At 56.1% G+C, this 16649-nt stretch carries 17 protein-coding genes; all 17 read left to right on the forward strand.

What is annotated here, in order from left to right:
- Positions 1 to 121 precede the first annotated feature (121 nt).
- The 17 genes from HNR62_RS09585 to glmU all read left to right on the forward strand — a co-directional run bounded on the left by HNR62_RS09585 (position 122) and on the right by glmU (position 16314).
- Positions 122 to 1735 carry an ExeA family protein gene (locus HNR62_RS09585; protein WP_204795861.1) on the forward strand — a complete coding sequence of 538 codons (1614 nt, stop codon included), beginning with the start codon at positions 122 to 124 and terminating at the stop codon, positions 1733 to 1735.
- Positions 1719 to 2459 carry a general secretion pathway protein GspB gene (locus HNR62_RS16395; protein ID WP_204795862.1) on the forward strand — a complete coding sequence of 247 codons (741 nt, stop codon included), beginning with the start codon at positions 1719 to 1721 and terminating at the stop codon, positions 2457 to 2459. The genes HNR62_RS09585 and HNR62_RS16395 overlap by 17 nt, the downstream gene beginning before the upstream one ends.
- 46 nt (positions 2460 to 2505) lie before the next feature.
- Positions 2506 to 2952 carry an FMN-binding protein MioC gene (gene mioC, locus HNR62_RS09595; protein ID WP_204795863.1) on the forward strand — a complete coding sequence of 149 codons (447 nt, stop codon included), beginning with the start codon at positions 2506 to 2508 and terminating at the stop codon, positions 2950 to 2952.
- A gap of 489 nt (positions 2953 to 3441) precedes the next feature.
- Entirely contained in the window at positions 3442 to 5331 is a 1890-nt protein-coding gene (mnmG, locus tag HNR62_RS09600) for a tRNA uridine-5-carboxymethylaminomethyl(34) synthesis enzyme MnmG (protein WP_204795864.1), read from the forward strand.
- A 59-nt stretch (positions 5332 to 5390) separates the two neighbouring features.
- Positions 5391 to 6011 carry a 16S rRNA (guanine(527)-N(7))-methyltransferase RsmG gene (gene rsmG, locus HNR62_RS09605; protein ID WP_420827153.1) on the forward strand — a complete coding sequence of 207 codons (621 nt, stop codon included), beginning with the start codon at positions 5391 to 5393 and terminating at the stop codon, positions 6009 to 6011.
- Between the two features lie 20 nt (positions 6012 to 6031).
- Positions 6032 to 6835 (forward strand): AAA family ATPase, encoded by an 804-nt coding sequence (locus HNR62_RS09610; protein ID WP_204795866.1) that lies wholly within the window; start codon positions 6032 to 6034, stop codon positions 6833 to 6835.
- Positions 6832 to 7737, forward strand: coding sequence for a ParB/RepB/Spo0J family partition protein (locus tag HNR62_RS09615; protein WP_204795867.1), 906 nt, complete (start codon positions 6832 to 6834; stop codon positions 7735 to 7737). The genes HNR62_RS09610 and HNR62_RS09615 overlap by 4 nt, the downstream gene beginning before the upstream one ends.
- 199 nt (positions 7738 to 7936) lie before the next feature.
- Entirely contained in the window at positions 7937 to 8320 is a 384-nt protein-coding gene (locus HNR62_RS09620) for an ATP synthase subunit I (RefSeq protein WP_239552718.1), read from the forward strand.
- Positions 8321 to 8328: 8 nt separating this feature from the next.
- Positions 8329 to 9108, forward strand: a complete 780-nt coding sequence (gene atpB, locus HNR62_RS09625; protein WP_204795869.1) for a F0F1 ATP synthase subunit A — start codon at positions 8329 to 8331, stop codon at positions 9106 to 9108.
- 64 nt (positions 9109 to 9172) lie between these two features.
- Positions 9173 to 9400, forward strand: coding sequence for a F0F1 ATP synthase subunit C (atpE, locus tag HNR62_RS09630; protein WP_087035980.1), 228 nt, complete (start codon positions 9173 to 9175; stop codon positions 9398 to 9400).
- Positions 9401 to 9449: 49 nt separating this feature from the next.
- Complete coding sequence (atpF, locus tag HNR62_RS09635; protein ID WP_104485549.1) at positions 9450 to 9920, forward strand: F0F1 ATP synthase subunit B; 471 nt, start codon at positions 9450 to 9452, stop codon at positions 9918 to 9920.
- Between the two features lie 13 nt (positions 9921 to 9933).
- Positions 9934 to 10464: a F0F1 ATP synthase subunit delta gene (gene atpH / locus HNR62_RS09640; RefSeq protein WP_204795870.1), complete on the forward strand. Its 531-nt coding sequence runs from the start codon at positions 9934 to 9936 to the stop codon at positions 10462 to 10464.
- A 14-nt stretch (positions 10465 to 10478) separates the two neighbouring features.
- A complete protein-coding gene (gene atpA, locus HNR62_RS09645) occupies positions 10479 to 12020 on the forward strand; it encodes a F0F1 ATP synthase subunit alpha (protein ID WP_204795871.1) in 1542 nt (513 codons plus the stop codon).
- Positions 12021 to 12062: 42 nt separating this feature from the next.
- Complete coding sequence (gene atpG / locus HNR62_RS09650) at positions 12063 to 12923, forward strand: F0F1 ATP synthase subunit gamma (protein ID WP_204795872.1); 861 nt, start codon at positions 12063 to 12065, stop codon at positions 12921 to 12923.
- A gap of 33 nt (positions 12924 to 12956) precedes the next feature.
- Positions 12957 to 14345 carry a F0F1 ATP synthase subunit beta gene (gene atpD, locus HNR62_RS09655; RefSeq protein ID WP_204795873.1) on the forward strand — a complete coding sequence of 463 codons (1389 nt, stop codon included), beginning with the start codon at positions 12957 to 12959 and terminating at the stop codon, positions 14343 to 14345.
- An 18-nt stretch (positions 14346 to 14363) separates the two neighbouring features.
- Entirely contained in the window at positions 14364 to 14789 is a 426-nt protein-coding gene (locus tag HNR62_RS09660) for a F0F1 ATP synthase subunit epsilon (protein WP_204795874.1), read from the forward strand.
- A 166-nt stretch (positions 14790 to 14955) separates the two neighbouring features.
- Positions 14956 to 16314, forward strand: a complete 1359-nt coding sequence (gene glmU, locus HNR62_RS09665; RefSeq protein ID WP_204795875.1) for a bifunctional UDP-N-acetylglucosamine diphosphorylase/glucosamine-1-phosphate N-acetyltransferase GlmU — start codon at positions 14956 to 14958, stop codon at positions 16312 to 16314.
- Positions 16315 to 16649 lie beyond the last annotated feature (335 nt).

Consider the following 16649-nt stretch of genomic DNA (forward strand, 5'->3'; position numbering starts at 1 on the left):
CAGGGTAGTTCATTATCCTCGGCTGGCCGAAGGCGAATAAGGGCTTCTATATTTATATCCATGTTTTATACCTATGTTTTATACCAATGTTTATACCCATGTGCACCCAGGGACGGCCATCATGTACGGCACCTATTTCGGCCTCAGCGATCTGCCTTTTTCCATTGCGCCCGATCCGCGTTATCTCTACCTTAGCCAGCAACACAGAGAGGCGCTGGCCCACTTGCAGTACGGACTCGTCTGTCACGGCGGCTTCGTGCTGCTGACCGGAGAGGTGGGCACCGGCAAAACCACAGTGTGTCGCTGTCTGCTGGAACAAATACCGGAGCAGACCGATCTGGCCTTTATTATCAATCCCGGTCGCTCGGTCAGGGAACTGCTGGCCGCCATCGCGCAGGAGCTGAAAATCAAGGTGGCGGCATCAGCCAATGCCAGTCAGCTGACCGATGCCATTCATCATCATCTGCTTGATGTCCATGCCTATGGTCGTCAGACGGTGTTGATCATCGACGAGGCCCAGAGCCTCTCCATTGATCTGCTGGAGCAGATCCGGCTGCTGACCAACCTGGAAACCGACACCCACAAGTTGTTGCAGATTATTCTGCTGGGGCAGCCGGAACTGGCGGACAAGCTAAAACAACCCGAACTGCGCCAACTGTCGCAACGGATCACCGCACGCTACCATCTGGTTCCCCTGTCCTTCGCGGAAATGAAGGCCTATATTGCCCACCGGCTGTCGGTGGCGGGGATAGAAGCGGCGCTATTCCGGGCCAACAGCCTGCGCCGGCTGTATCGCCTGACCGGCGGCGTGCCCCGGCTTATCAACGTGATCTGCGACCGGGCCTTGCTGGGGGCCTATGTACAACGGCTGCCCCAGGTCGATCTGGCCACCCTGAACCGCGCCGCCGTTGAAGTACTCGGAACGACACCTAACCGCCGAGGCAGCTGGCTCGCCACGGCCATCGGCCTGCTCGCCCTGGCGGTTATCGGTGGCTGGCTGGAGCAAGGCATCACCGGCATCCAGACTCCGGAGCTGGCTCCGGCGAATAAAAGGGCATCGGCACCGACACCAAATGATGTCGTTACCCGGCTTGATCTCTGGCAATGGCCCGCCGCCCTGACCACAGATCTGAGTCAGGTCATGGCTTATCAACACCTTTTCTCGCTGTGGGGGCTCGATTACGACCCAAGGGAAAATCCCGTGGTCTGCCCCTTTGCCCGCCGGCACCGACTGGAATGCGCCTTTCAGGATGGCGATTTCGCCACCGTTCAACGGCAGAATCATCCGGTTATCTTCCGGCTGGATCATCCCGACAAGGGGGCCGTTTATGCCACCCTGACGCGTATCGACGGCGAGCGAACAGAGCTGCTGGTGGGCGGCCAGCTCAGGCAGATTCCCCTGACGGAGCTGGCCGCCAACTGGCCCGGCCGCTACGTACTGCTGTGGCAGCTACCGCCGCATTATCGCGCGCCACTTAGTCCCGGTAGCAGAGGAGAGACCGTCGCCTGGCTGGAGCAGCAGATGGCGCACTGGCAAGGTCGTGCCCCGCGCCGACAGAACCGGCATTTCGACGAAATACTCGTCGATGATGTCAGGGCATTTCAACGCAGCAGGGGGCTGACCGCCGATGGCATTTTCGGGCCACAGACCAGCATTTATCTCAGTGCCATTCAGCTGAACAGCCTGCCCAGGCTCACCGGTCAACAGGAGATAACCAGTGTCATACATCCTTGATGCGCTCAAACAGTCGGAACGCCAGCGAGGTCGGCAGACTCCGGCGGCGGAAAGAGGCATACCGGCCAGCACCGCAGCGCTACCGCCGGCTCCCCGCGATAGACGTCGATTATGGTGGCTGCTGGCCACAGTACTGCTGGCGCTGATGCTGGGATATGGCCTGGGTAAAATCGGCTCGGCATGGCTGCAATCGCCGTCGCAGGTCATCACCTTACCGAAGCCCTATCCCGGCTCGGCGTTTACCGAGGATGAGGAGGATGGGACAGCAGCGGAGCCTGCCCCCACCACGACCAGAACGCCGATTGTGACTGGCTCCGCACCGGTACGCATCCTGCTTGACGAGCCGCCCGCCCTGACCATGAATCCTTCTCCGCCGTCCAGCGAAACAGCGCCAGCCGGCACGACTGCGGCGCCCACCATCGTCATTACCGGGCCCGATCCGGTCGCGGATCTCGACCCTGTGTCCGTTCCCGAACCGGCGTTCGATCCCGGCGTGCCGGATCTGCGCGAGCTGCCGGCCAGCATTCGGGCGAAGCTGCCGGCGCTGACGCTATCGGTGCACATCTACTCGAAAACCGCCGGCAGTCGGATGGCCAGCATCAACGGCCAGATGCTGCGCGAAGGCCAGCAGCTCGGGGCCTTGCGGCTGCAAAGCATCACGCCCAGGGGAGTCATTCTGAGCTTTGACGGACAGGAATTTCATTTGAGATCCATAGGGGGATAGACAATAAATGCTAAAATCGACGCCATTGTCTTTATCAAGGAACTGTATGAGTCACTTCACCCTGCTGGTGGGCTCCACCCTCGGCAATGCGGAGGATCTGGCCGATGAACTGGCCGGGATCCTGCAAAACCACGGTCATCAAACGGTTATTCACACTTCTCCCCAGCTTGATCACATCTTGATCAGGCCCGATCATTATCTGCTGCTGGTCTGCTCTACCCATGGCGCCGGTGACCTGCCCGACAATATTCAGCCCTTCTTTCTGCAATTGAACGAGCAAGGGCCGGATTTAACCGGACTGCCGTACCTGGCCGTCGGCCTGGGTGATTCGGCTTACGATACCTTCTGCCATGCCGTACAAATACTGGATCGACAGCTTGCAGATCGAGGCGCACAGCGGATCGGGGATCGACTGGAGATAGATGTCAGCCTGCCGGATCCGCCGGAGGCGATCGCCAAAAAGTGGCTGGATCACTGGTTATCGCACCACTAGATCCTCATTTTGACCCGGGTGTTGCGGATCGAGTCACCACAGGATCCGCAACCCGATAAAATTCTTTCCACCAAGTTATCAACAGATACCGCCGTGAGATCCTCCTCTCTCCAGGCACTCAAAAATATCATCATTGTGCATAACCATGGTTGAATCCGGTGTTAAACCTATAGTTATCCTCTTAATTAAATAAAAACAAACCAGCACCTGTTGATAACTAGGCGAGTTACCCACGGGTCCAGGGAGGGCTCCCGCTGGGTTGTACACATCAATCGATCGTTACTAACCGCATGATCTTAAAGATCAAAAAACGGTTATTCACAGATCCGGCCGGCCCTAATAATAGATCTAACAGAAGATCTCTCTAGAGATCTAAGATCTATTAACGATCGCGAGATCCTCTTGATCCGGTTTCCATCCACTCGCTAAAACAGCTAAAATGCCCGGCCTTCGGGATCCTTACACCTGCCTGTCTCAAGAGTATTTGTTATGCAATATGAAGAATCGTTTGACGTCATTGTTGTGGGTGGCGGTCATGCCGGCACAGAAGCCGCTGCGGCCGCCGCTCGTATGGGGGCAAACACCCTGTTATTGACCCATAACGTGGATACTCTGGGACAAATGTCGTGCAATCCGGCGATCGGTGGCATCGGCAAGGGCCACCTGGTCAAGGAGATCGATGCCCTCGGCGGTATCATGGGCATTGCAGCCGATCACGCCGGGATCCAGTTTCGAACCCTCAACGCCTCCAAGGGCCCCGCCGTTAGAGCGACCCGGGCTCAGGCGGATCGTCAGCTGTATCGACAAGCCGTCAGAACCCGACTGGAAAACCAGCCGAACCTGAGGATCTTTCAGCAGGCCTGTGATGATCTGCTGCTGGAAGGCGATACCGTCGTCGGTGTCATCACTCAAACCGGTCTTAAATTCCGCGCCAAAACCGTGGTGCTGACGGTCGGCACCTTCCTTAACGGCCTGATCCATATCGGCATGGATAGCTACAAGGGCGGACGCGCCGGTGATCCACCTTCCATCGCCCTGGCAAGCCGTCTGCGTGAACTGCCGCTGCGCATCGATCGACTGAAAACCGGTACGCCCCCCAGAATCGATGCCAATAGCGTGGATTTTTCGGTCATGCAGGTTCAGCCAGGTGATAATCCGACCCCGGTTTTTTCGTTTATCGGCAGCCGTCAGGATCACCCGCGGCAAATCCCCTGTTACATCACTCATACCAACGAAAAAACCCATGAGGTGATCCGCAAAAATCTGGATCGCAGCCCCATGTACGCCGGCGTGATCGAAGGGATCGGCCCACGCTACTGCCCTTCGATCGAAGACAAGATCACCCGCTTTGCCGACAAGGAGTCCCATCAGATCTTCGTCGAGCCGGAAGGTCTGACCAGCACGGAGCTGTATCCCAACGGGATATCCACCAGTCTGCCTTTCGACGTGCAGCTGGCGATCGTTCGTTCGATCAAGGGTTTCGAGCAGGCGCACATCATGCGACCCGGCTATGCGATCGAGTACGATTATTTCGATCCTCGCGATCTGAAGATCAACATGGAAAACAAGTGTCTGCACAATCTGTTCTTCGCCGGCCAGATCAACGGCACCACCGGTTACGAAGAAGCCGGTGCCCAGGGGTTGCTGGCCGGTCTGAATGCCGCCCTGCGTGCCTTCGGCAAGGAAGCCTGGTCACCGCGCCGGGATCAGGCCTACCTGGGCGTCATGATGGACGACTTGTCCACCCTGGGTACCCAGGAGCCCTATCGCATGTTTACCAGCCGGGCCGAATATCGCCTGCTGCTGCGGGAAGACAACGCGGATCTGCGCCTGACCGAAGAAGGCCGCAACCTGGGTCTGGTGGACGATCATCGCTGGGCCATGTTCTGTGACAAGATGGAACGCATCAGTCAGGAAGGTCAGCGTCTGCGGACAAACTGGATCAGCCCCGCTCATGCCGCCGCACCGGCGCTGAATGAATTGCTGAAAACGCCGCTCAGCCGTGAACACAACCTGGAAGAACTGCTGCGTCGACCCGAGCTGAATTACACCAGCCTGATGGCGGTGGACGGCATAGGTCCCGGTATCGATCACGAACAGGCTGCAGAGCAGGTGGAGATCCAGATCAAGTACGCCGGTTACATCGAGCGGCAGAAAGAGGAAATCCAGAAACATCTGCGCAACGAGCACACCCTTCTGCCGCTGGATCTGGATTATGGCGAGGTACCGGGCCTGTCTCATGAGGTCATTGCCAAGCTTAACCAGGCCAGACCCGAAACCCTGGGGATGGCATCACGCATTTCCGGTGTGACGCCGGCGGCGATCTCGATATTACTGGTTCATCTCAAGAAGCGCGGCCTGCTGCGCAAGTCGGCGTAAGGACCATGATGAGCAACAACAAGATGCACAATCAATTACACGGCCAATTACACAGCCAATTGCAGGAAACACTGGCGCGCTTGCTGGGCCAGACCGAACTGTCGGTGACCCCGGAGCAGGCCGACAAGCTGGTAACACTGGTCACCTTGCTCGACAAGTGGAACAAGGCCTTCAACCTGACCTCTGTGCGGGACCCTGTCACCATGATGGGCCGCCATATCGTGGACAGCCTGGTAGTGAGCCCTCACCTTGAAGGCCGGCGTTTTATCGATGTGGGCACGGGTCCCGGCCTGCCGGGGCTGCCGCTGGCCATCATCAATCCCGACAAGCAGTTCGTGCTACTCGACAGCCTGGGCAAGCGCATCCGTTTTATTCGCATGGTGGTCCATCAACTGGGGCTGACCAATGTCGAGGCGGTGCAGAGCCGGGTGGAAGATTTCAACCCGGAGCAAAAGTTTGATGGCGTGCTGAGTCGGGCCTTTGCTTCACTGGATGACATGGTAAGCTGGTGCCTTCACCTGCCGACCCTCGAAGGCCGTTTTCTGGCGCTAAAGGGGCAATATCCTGAGCAGGAGTTACAATCATTGCCTGCTCACCTCGCACTGGACCGGGTTTATCCGTTAACCGTGCCCGAGCAGGAAGGAGACCGCCACCTGGTGGTCATCAAATTAGCCAGCTAGCCAGTCAGTAGAGGTATTCGGTGGGAAAAGTCATCGCCATTGCCAACCAGAAAGGGGGCGTGGGCAAAACCACAACCTGTGTCAATTTGGCGGCGTCCATGGCCGCGACCAAACGCAAGGTGCTGGTGATAGACCTGGATCCCCAGGGCAATGCCACCATGGCCAGCGGCATCGATAAATATCAGGTTGCCAACACCGCCTACGACTTGCTGGTGGACGAGGTGCCGGTCGAGCAGGTCGTCGAGCGTGAAACCAGTGGTGGCTATGAACTTATCGCCGGTAACGGCGATGTCACCGCCGCCGAAATCCGGCTGATGGAGGTGTTTGCCCGCGAGGTGCGACTGCGCAATGCCCTGGCACCGGTACGCGATCATTACGATTATATTTTTATCGACTGTCCCCCTTCCCTCAACCTGCTGACGGTAAACGCCATGTCGGCGGCGGACTCGGTACTGGTGCCGATGCAGTGCGAATATTTCGCGCTGGAAGGATTGACGGCGCTGGTGGATACCATCAGCAAGCTGGCGTCGGTGGTGAATCCGGCACTCAGGATCGAAGGCATATTGCGCACCATGTTCGACCATCGTAACCGGCTGTCCAATGAGGTGTCCGATCAGCTTAAAAGCCATTTCGGCGATAAGGTTTATCGTACCGTCATTCCCCGTAATGTCCGTCTGGCCGAGGCGCCCAGCTTCGGTACCCCGGCCATGTATTACGACAAATCCTCATTGGGTGCCAAGGCCTATCTGGCCCTGGCCGGTGAAATTCTGCGCCGGGAAGAACTGGCAATGGATTCTAATGAACCTTCGGAACAAACAGCATGACCATCAAACGACGTGGCCTGGGCAAGGGCCTGGATGCCCTGCTCAGCACCAGTTCGGCCGCCAACCTGCGTCAGCATCAGGCCGATACCCATTCTCAGCCTGGAGTCAATGGTGAGCTGCAAACCCTGTCGCTGAACGATCTGCAGCCGGGAAAATACCAGCCGCGCCGGGACATGTCCCAGGTAGCGCTGGAAGAGCTGGCCACTTCCATTCGCCAACAAGGCATCATTCAGCCGATAGTGGTGCGGCCACTTGAGTCCGGTGGTTACGAGATCCTGGCCGGCGAACGACGTTGGCGGGCGGCCCGGCTGGCGGGCCTGAGCCAGATCCCCTGCCTGATCAAGGAGGTGGCCGATCAAGAAGCCATGGTCATCGGTCTTATCGAGAATATTCAGCGCGAAGATCTGAACGTGATTGAAGAGTCTCGAGCCCTGTCCCGCTTGATCGACGAATTCGGTTTTACCCATCTGTCGGTGGCCGAGGCGGTGGGCAAGAGTCGCAGTACCGTCTCCAACCTGCTGCGTCTTGCTCAGCTCAACGACGAAGTGAAACAGCTGGTGGAACATGGCTCGCTGGAGATGGGGCATGCCCGGGCACTGCTGGCGATCACCGGTGAACAACAGACGGAACTGGCCCGACTGGTGGCTCAAAAAGCACTGACGGTGCGCGAAACCGAAAAACTGGTCAAGCAGGGCCTGACACCGAAAAAAGAGAAAATCGCACAGCCCGGATCCTTGCTGATGAACCGGCTTGAACAGGCAATCGGTGAAAAACTGGGATCAAAAGTAGAAATCAGGTCTACCCACAAGGAAAAAGGGAAACTGGTAATCTCTTATAACTCTTTGAATGAACTGGATAAAATAAGTCATTTTTTCGGAATTAACGACAACCCCGAAATCTGAGGCGTGGTAAACGTTCGATCAATTTAACTCGTTGTAAATGGTCGGAAAAACCGAAGTAAGCCGTTAAAAATAAGGTTTTACCGCAATTGCATTTACGCCGGGCACGGGTATAATTTGACCTGCTTTTTTGGGGCTTATCTGACAACACATCTGTGCGGCCAGCAAGCCCCTAACTGTATCAGGAGTGGTTGTGAAGCAAATGAAGCGGCATCTGAGCGACAAGCAAATGGCGCTGGTGATTTTGTCTGGCCAATTGCTCCTGGTGGTGGCTGTCGCCACCCTGTTTTTTCATCTGCAGGGAGAGGCAGCCGCACGTTCCGCCCTCATAGGGGGCGGAATCTACTGGGTTCCCCAATGTCTGTTCAGTGTTCGGGTTCTGGCGTTCAGCGCCGGGAACCACACGCCGCGCAGTGTTGTGGCGGACTTTTACAGCGGGGCGGGGATTAAGTTTGGCAGTACTATCCTGTTGTTCGTGATAGTACTCAAGTACATGGAGGTGCTTCATGCCCCTCTTTATACGGCTTACGCCCTTGCATTGCTGATGCAGTGGATTCTTTCGTTCACTCTCAACAACCGTTACTAGGAAAACACATGGCTGCAACAGGAGATGTCTTAACTTCCCAGGGTTATATTTCTCACCATCTGACTCATTTACAGATTGGTTCGGGATTTTGGGCGTTAAATATCGATTCTTTGCTTGTTTCCGTTGTCCTGGGAATGCTGTTCTTGTGGCTGTTCCACAAGGTTGCCACTCGTGCAACCAGTGGTGTGCCAGGCAAGTTGCAATGTGCAGTTGAGCTGTTAGTAGGCTTTGTAGATACCGCCGTTAAAGACGTCTTCCATGGTAAAAGTCGGTTAATTGCGCCTCTGGCGCTGACCATTTTTGTCTGGGTCTTCCTGATGAACTTGATGGACCTTATCCCGGTCGACTACCTGCCTTATGGCGCACAATTGCTCGGTGTTCCTTACCTGAGGGTTGTTCCTTCCGCCGATGTTAACATCACCATGTCCATGGCGTTCTCCGTGTTTATCTTGATTATTGTTTACAGCATCAAGATGAAAGGCGTGTCCGGCTTCGTTAAAGAGCTGAGCATGCAACCGTTGAACCATTGGTCCATGATCCCTGTTAACTTGGTGCTTGAGACCGTATCACTGGTCGCGAAGCCTATCTCTCTGGGTTTGCGACTGTTCGGTAACATGTATGCCGGTGAGATGATTTTCATCTTGATTGCCGGTCTGCTGCCGTGGTGGTCTCAATGGGCCCTTAATGTGCCTTGGGCGATTTTCCATATCCTGATTATCACCCTGCAGGCTTTCATCTTCATGATTTTGTCCGTCGTTTACTTGTCGATGGCATCTGAAGAGCATTAATAAAAAAAAGATAACAATATTTTAACAAGCAGTCGTTCTAACCGCTAACAATTGGAGAATAAAAATGGAAATGATCTACATCGCTGCCGCCGTCATGCTGGGCTTTGCTGCTATCGCTGCCTCTATCGGTATTTCTATGCTGGGTGGCAAGTTCATGGAAAGTGCGGCTCGCCAGCCTGACATGCTGCCAGCTTTGCGTACTAACTTCTTTATCGTGGTTGGTCTGGTTGACGCCATCCCCATGATCACCGTTGGTATGGCTCTGTATCTGATTTTCGCCGTTGCTGCTTAATGCCACGGTTTATCAATCAGTCTGCTAACCATTTTAAAGGAGAGTTGCGATGAACATGAACGCAACAATCCTCGGTCAAACGATCGCGTTTATCCTGTTTGTTTGGTTTTGTATGAAGTTTGTATGGCCGCCGCTGATGGCAGCCATTGAAAATCGCCAGAAAGAAATCGCCGAAGGCCTGTCCTCGGCGGAACGGGCCAAGAAAGACCTGGCTCTGGCGCAAAACAATGCAACCGAACAGTTGAAAGAAGCCAAGCTGCAGTCTGCTCAAATTGTTGAGCTGGCTAACAAGCGCAAGGCCCAGATCGTCGAGGATGCTACACGTGAAGCTCAGGCCGAACGTGAGAAAATTTTGGCACAGGCCCAGGCGGAAGTTGAAGCCGAACGCAATCGTGTCAAAGAGGAACTGCGTAAGCAGGTTGCTGCTCTTGCCCTGGTGGGTGCAGAGAAGATCCTCGAGCGTCAGATTGATGCCGCTGCCAACAGCGACATTGTTGAGAAAGTAGTAGCTGAACTGTAAGGGACATAGAGCTATGGAAATGAAAACCATTGCTCGCCCCTATGCCAAAGCAGCTTTCGATTTTGCCGTTGAGAAAAAAGCGGTTGATAACTGGTTAACCATGCTGAGTTTTGCCGCCGAAGTGGTGCAAAACAAACAGATGGACGCGGTTATCAACGGCAATCTGAACGCGGAAAAGATGGCCGGGGTGTTTTTGGCTGTCTGTGGCGAACAGCTCGATGAGCAAGGCCAGAACCTGATAAAGGCGATGGCCGCAAACGGACGCTTGAGTGTGTTGCCGGCAGTGGTACGGGAATTCGCCGCGATGAAGGCGGAGCTGGACCGGGAAGTGGAAGCCGATGTGGTTTCTGCTACCAAACTGACCAAGCAACAAATGGCCAAGATTCAGGCTTCACTGGAAAAGCGCCTCGAGCGCAAAGTGAAGCTGAATTGCAGTGTCGACAAGAGCCTGATGGCCGGCATCATCATCAAAGCCGGTGACCTGGTAATCGACGGAAGTGTTCGGGGCAGGCTGTCCCGCTTGGCTGAAACGCTGCAATCTTGATTGGGGAATAGAGCATGCAACTGAATTCAACTGAAATTGCCGAGCTGATAAAACAGCGTATCGAGCAATTCAACGTTGTCAGTGAAGCACGAAACGAAGGTACCATCGTCTCTGTAAGCGATGGCATCATTCGTGTTCACGGCCTTGCTGATATCATGCAAGGTGAAATGATTGAACTGCCGGGCGGTCGTTACGCTCTGGCATTGAACCTGGAGCGCGACTCCGTAGGTGCCGTGGTTATGGGTCCCTATGCGGATCTGGCCGAAGGCATGAAGGTTCAGTCCACCGGCCGTATTCTGGAAGTACCGGTAGGTCGCAACCTGCTGGGTCGTGTGGTTAACACCCTGGGTGAGCCCATTGACGGTAAAGGCGCCATTGAAGCCGATACCTTCTCTCCGGTAGAAGTGATTGCACCGGGCGTTATCGATCGTCAATCGGTCGATCAGCCGCTGCAAACCGGTTATAAAGCCGTTGATGCCATGATCCCCGTGGGTCGTGGTCAGCGTGAGCTGATCATCGGTGACCGTCAGGTAGGTAAAACTGCCCTGGCCGTCGATGCCATCATCAACCAGAAAGACTCCGGCGTTAAGTGTGTGTACGTGGCCATCGGCCAGAAAGCGTCCACCATCTCTAACGTGGTACGCAAGCTGGAAGAGCACGGCGCCCTGGCCAACACCATTGTGGTGGTGGCTTCCGCTTCCGAGTCTGCTGCCCTGCAGTACCTGGCACCCTACTCCGGTTGTGCCATGGGTGAATTCTTCCGCGACCGCGGTGAAGATGCCCTGATCGTATACGATGACCTGTCCAAGCAGGCCGTTGCCTACCGTCAGATCTCCCTGCTGCTGCGTCGTCCGCCGGGTCGTGAAGCCTACCCCGGTGACGTTTTCTACCTGCACTCCCGTCTGCTGGAACGCGCTTCTCGCGTGTCCGTCGACTACGTAGAGAAGTTCACCAAGGGTGAAGTGAAAGGCAAGACCGGTTCCTTGACCGCCCTGCCGATCATCGAAACCCAGGCGGGTGACGTGTCCGCCTTTGTACCGACCAACGTGATCTCCATCACCGATGGTCAGATCTTCCTGACCACAGAGCTGTTCAACTCCGGTATTCGTCCGGCGGTTGATCCGGGTATCTCCGTATCCCGGGTGGGTGGTGCTGCGCAGACCAAGATCATCAAGAAACTGTCCGGTGGTATTCGTACTGCCCTGGCTCAGTATCGCGAACTGGCGGCCTTTGCTCAGTTCTCTTCCGATCTGGATGAGGCGACTCGCAAGCAGCTGAGTCACGGTCAGAAAGTGACCGAGCTGATGAAGCAGAAGCAATACCGTCCCATGTCCGTCGCCGAACAGGGTCTGGTACTGTTCGCCGCCGAAAATGGCTACCTGGACGATGTTGAGCTGAAGCTCATCACTACGTTCGAAGCCGCCCTGCTCGCTTATGCCGATTCAGAACATGCCGCCCTGATGGCGGAGATCAACGAGAAAGCTGACTTCAACAAAGACGTTGTTGCCAAGCTGACTGCGTTGCTGGATAGCTTCAAGGCTACCCAGTCCTGGTAACCATGTGGCAGCGTATGCTGCCACCTGAATTGGAGAAGCGACATGGCCGGCGCAAAAGAAATACGTAGCAAGATCGGGAGTGTCAAAAACACTCAGAAGATCACCAGCGCTATGGAGATGGTGGCCGCCTCGAAAATGCGCAGAGCGCAGGATCGCATGGACCACAGCCGCCCATACGCTGAAACCATACGCAAGGTGATCGGCCACATCGCGCAGGGGAACTTGGAATACAAGCACCCCTATCTGGCAGACCGCGAGGTTAAGCGCGTTGGGTTTATTATCATCTCGACCGATCGTGGCCTCTGTGGCGGTTTGAACATCAACCTGTTCAAGCAAGCCATAAATGAAATGAAAGCATGGTCCGACAAAGGCGTGGGCATTGACCTGGGTCTTATCGGCAGCAAGGCGGTAAGCTTTTTCAACCGCCATGGCGGCAAGGTCGTCGCACAGAACAGCGGGCTGGGTGACAACCCGTCGCTGTCTGAGCTGATTGGCTCCGTCAATGTCATGCTGGAGGCATACAACAAGGGTGAGATAGACAAGCTGTATCTGGTGTACAACAAGTTTGAAAACACCATGGTGCAGAAACCCACGGTCGATCAACTGTTGCCCTTACCTGCATCGGAAGAAAACGTGGCCAGCCACAGCTGGGATTATATCTACGAGCCTGATCCAAAATCGTTGTTGGACACGCTGATGGTACGCTTTGTGGAAGCACAGGTGTATCAGGGTGTAGTAGAAAACCTGGCCAGTGAGCAGGCTGCACGTATGGTGGCGATGAAAGCCGCTACCGATAACGCCGGCGATCTCATCGAAGATCTGCAATTGGTGTATAACAAAGCCCGTCAGGCTGCGATTACCCAAGAGCTGAGTGAGATTGTTGCCGGTGCCGGTGCCGTATAAGGCAAGGGTATTCAAAGGTTTAGAGGATTTGACATGAGTAAGGGTATCATAGTCCAAATCATCGGCGCCGTAGTAGACGTGGAATTTCCGCAAGATGCGGTTCCTCACGTATATGAAGCGCTGAAGATCACGACTGAAGGTCAGAGCCAGGGCCTGGTTCTGGAAGTTCAGCAGCAAATCGGCGGCGGCGTTGTGCGCTGTATCGTCATGGGTTCCTCCGACGGTCTGCGCCGCGGTCTGGAAATTGAACGTACCAACAACCCGATCAAGGTGCCGGTAGGCACTCAGACTCTGGGTCGTATCATGGACGTACTGGGCAACCCTATCGACGAGAAGGGTCCTATCGGTGAAGAAGACCGCTGGTCTATCCACCGCGAAGCGCCCAGCTACGAAGAACAGTCCAACAGCTCCGAGCTGCTGGAAACCGGTATCAAGGTTATCGATCTGGTTTGTCCGTTCGCCAAGGGTGGTAAGGTTGGTCTGTTCGGTGGTGCCGGTGTGGGTAAAACCGTCAACATGATGGAACTGATCCGTAACATCGCCATCGAGCACAGCGGTTATTCCGTATTTGCCGGTGTGGGTGAGCGGACCCGTGAAGGTAACGACTTCTACCACGAAATGACCGACTCCAACGTTATCGACAAGGTATCGCTGGTCTACGGTCAGATGAACGAGCCGCCAGGTAACCGTCTGCGCGTGGCACTGACCGGTCTGACCATGGCCGAGAAGTTCCGTGACGAAGGTCGTGACGTACTGTTCTTCGTGGATAACATCTATCGTTACACTCTGGCCGGTACCGAAGTATCCGCACTGCTGGGCCGTATGCCTTCAGCGGTAGGTTACCAGCCGACGCTGGCCGAAGAGATGGGTGTTCTGCAGGAGCGTATCACCTCCACCAAGACCGGTTCCATCACCTCCGTACAGGCCGTTTACGTGCCCGCGGATGACTTGACCGATCCGTCTCCGGCGACCACCTTCGCCCACCTGGACGCGACCGTGGTACTGAGCCGTCAGATCGCCGCCCTGGGTATCTACCCGGCCGTTGATCCGCTGGACTCCACCAGTCGTCAGCTGGATCCGCAGGTGGTTGGTGAAGAGCACTATACTGTTGCCCGTGGCGTACAGACAGTGCTGCAGCGCTATAAAGAGCTGAAAGACATCATCGCCATCCTGGGTATGGACGAACTGTCTGAAGACGACAAGCTGACTGTATCCCGTGCCCGTAAAATCGAGCGTTTCCTGTCTCAGCCTTTCTTCGTGGCCGAAGTATTCACCGGTTCTCCCGGTAAGTATGTGTCCCTGAAAGATACCATCATTGGTTTCAAAGGCATTCTGGACGGTGATTACGATTCGCTGCCCGAGCAGGCGTTCTACATGGTTGGCTCTATCGACGAAGCCGTCGAGAAAGCCAAGAAACTGTAAGCCTCGAAGGAGTACCTGATGGCCGATTTTAGCTTTCATCTCGACATCGTCAGTGCCGAAGAACGTTTGTACTCCGGCTCTGTCAGTGCGGTGACGGTTTCCGGCTCTGAGGGTGAATTGGGGATCCGTTACGGACATGCCCCCTTGCTGACGTCTATCCGTCCCGGCCTGGTGCAATATGTCACCAAAGCCGGCCAGCAAGAAGTTCTGTATGTTTCCGGCGGTATGCTGGAAGTGCAGGGCAGCAGTGTCATGGTTTTGGCCGACACTGCGATTCGCGCCGAAGATCTGGATAAAGCCAAGGCCGAAGAAGCCAAACGAGCGGCGGAAGCCAAACTGCAGAACTCCTCACACGATGTGGATTATGCAGAAGCGTCCGCCGATCTGGCCCGGGCCATGGCGAAACTGCGTGTGCTGCAGCTACTGAAGCAGAACGTGCGGTAACAGTTATATGGTGTAAAAAGCGACCTCAGGGTCGCTTTTTTTTTGCGAAAAAATCACAATGGATGCATATAGCGCCGAGCACCAGTCTTAAAGACCGCGCCGTATTTTGTTGAGCTTGGTACTCGGCGCTTAAGGCTTACTTTTCATCAACGGGATATTAACTCTAATGGCAACTCAGGCAGTGATTCTGGCGGCGGGCAAGGGTACCCGCATGCGTTCTTCCTTACCCAAGGTATTGCACCCGGTGGCGGGCCGTCCCATGGTCAGTCATGTGATAGCGGCGGCCCGGGCCAGCGAAGTGGACGGTATTCATCTGGTCTATGGCCATGGCGCCGACCAGCTCAAGGCGCGCATCGATGAGCCGGGCATCGGCTGGGTGCATCAGGCCGAACAGCTGGGTACCGGTCATGCGGTAGCGGTGGCGCTGCCGGAAATAGCCGATACCGATAGGGTGCTGGTGCTGTATGGCGATACCCCGCTGCTGCAGCCGCAGACCCTGCAGGCGCTGCTGGCGGCACAACCGGCCGGCGGCGTGGGTTTGCTGACGGTCAAACTCGACAACCCTACCGGCTATGGCCGTATCGTACGGGAAAACGGTAAGGTGGTCGGCATCGTCGAGCAGAAAGACGCCAATGCCGAGCAACTGGCCATCAACGAGGTCAATACCGGTGTGCTGGTGGCCGAAGCCGGCCTGCTCAAGCGCTGGCTGGGCGCGTTGAACAACAACAACGCTCAGGGTGAATACTACCTGACCGACATCTTCGCCATGGCCCATGCGGACGGTTGCGAGATTGCCACCGTGCATCCGGCCAGCACCGCCGAAGTGGAAGGCGCCAACGACCGGGTACAGCTGGCCGGACTGGAGCGAGCCTACCAGAAGATGCAGGCCGAGCGGCTGATGCGCGAGGGCGTGACCCTGCTGGATCCGGCCCGTTTCGATTTGCGCGGAACCCTTACCGTAGGCGAAGAGGTCACCATAGACGTCAACGTCATCATCGAGGGCAAGGTCACCTTGGGTAACAGAGTGACCATAGGTGCCGGCGCCATCCTCAAGGACTGTGTGATCGGCGACGACGCCGTGGTGAAGCCTTATTCCATCATCGAGCAGGCCGAGCTGGGTAGCGCCAGCAGCGCCGGTCCCTTCGCCCGCCTGCGCCCCGGCGCCGTGTTGGCCGAGGAGGCCCATGTGGGCAATTTTGTGGAGATGAAAAAGGCCCGGCTGGGCAAGGGCTCCAAGGCCGGTCACCTCAGCTATCTGGGCGATGCTGATATCGGTGCGGGAGTGAACATCGGCGCCGGCACCATCACCTGCAACTACGACGGGGTGAACAAGTTCCGGACGGTGATCGAAGACGGCGTCTTCGTCGGCTCCGATACCCAGCTGGTGGCGCCGGTGCGCATCGGCAAGAACGCCACCCTGGGGGCCGGCAGCACCGTCACCAAGGATGTGGCCGCAGACGAACTGGTGATAACGAGGGTGCGCCAGCGTCATATTTCCAATTGGCCCCGGCCAGTGAAGAAGTAACAAGCGGAGAGTCGCTCGGTCGAACAAAGGGCCAGCTCCGCCGACTCGCCGTGAATCCATCCATGGAGGCTCAGCCGCGCCATCCCTGGCGCAGATGGTCGGCTGAGCAGATCCCTTTGTCCTCCTTGAAGTTTCGGTATCGCCTGTTGGTGATGCCAACAGCTAACTCGGGCGTCAAGAAGAGGCTGCAGAGATTGCCTCAGCTGACCGTCACATGACAGGGATGTCATGTGCTGAGCGTTACAGGGATGATGAGATGGACACCTCTTGTGTCACCGGCGTCGCGATGCGCCATATTTGGGTTACCCACTCAAATATCATCACAAAAGGTGTCC

The organism is Oceanisphaera litoralis (assembly GCF_016907015.1).
Classification (GTDB): Bacteria; Pseudomonadota; Gammaproteobacteria; order Enterobacterales; family Aeromonadaceae; genus Oceanimonas; species Oceanimonas litoralis.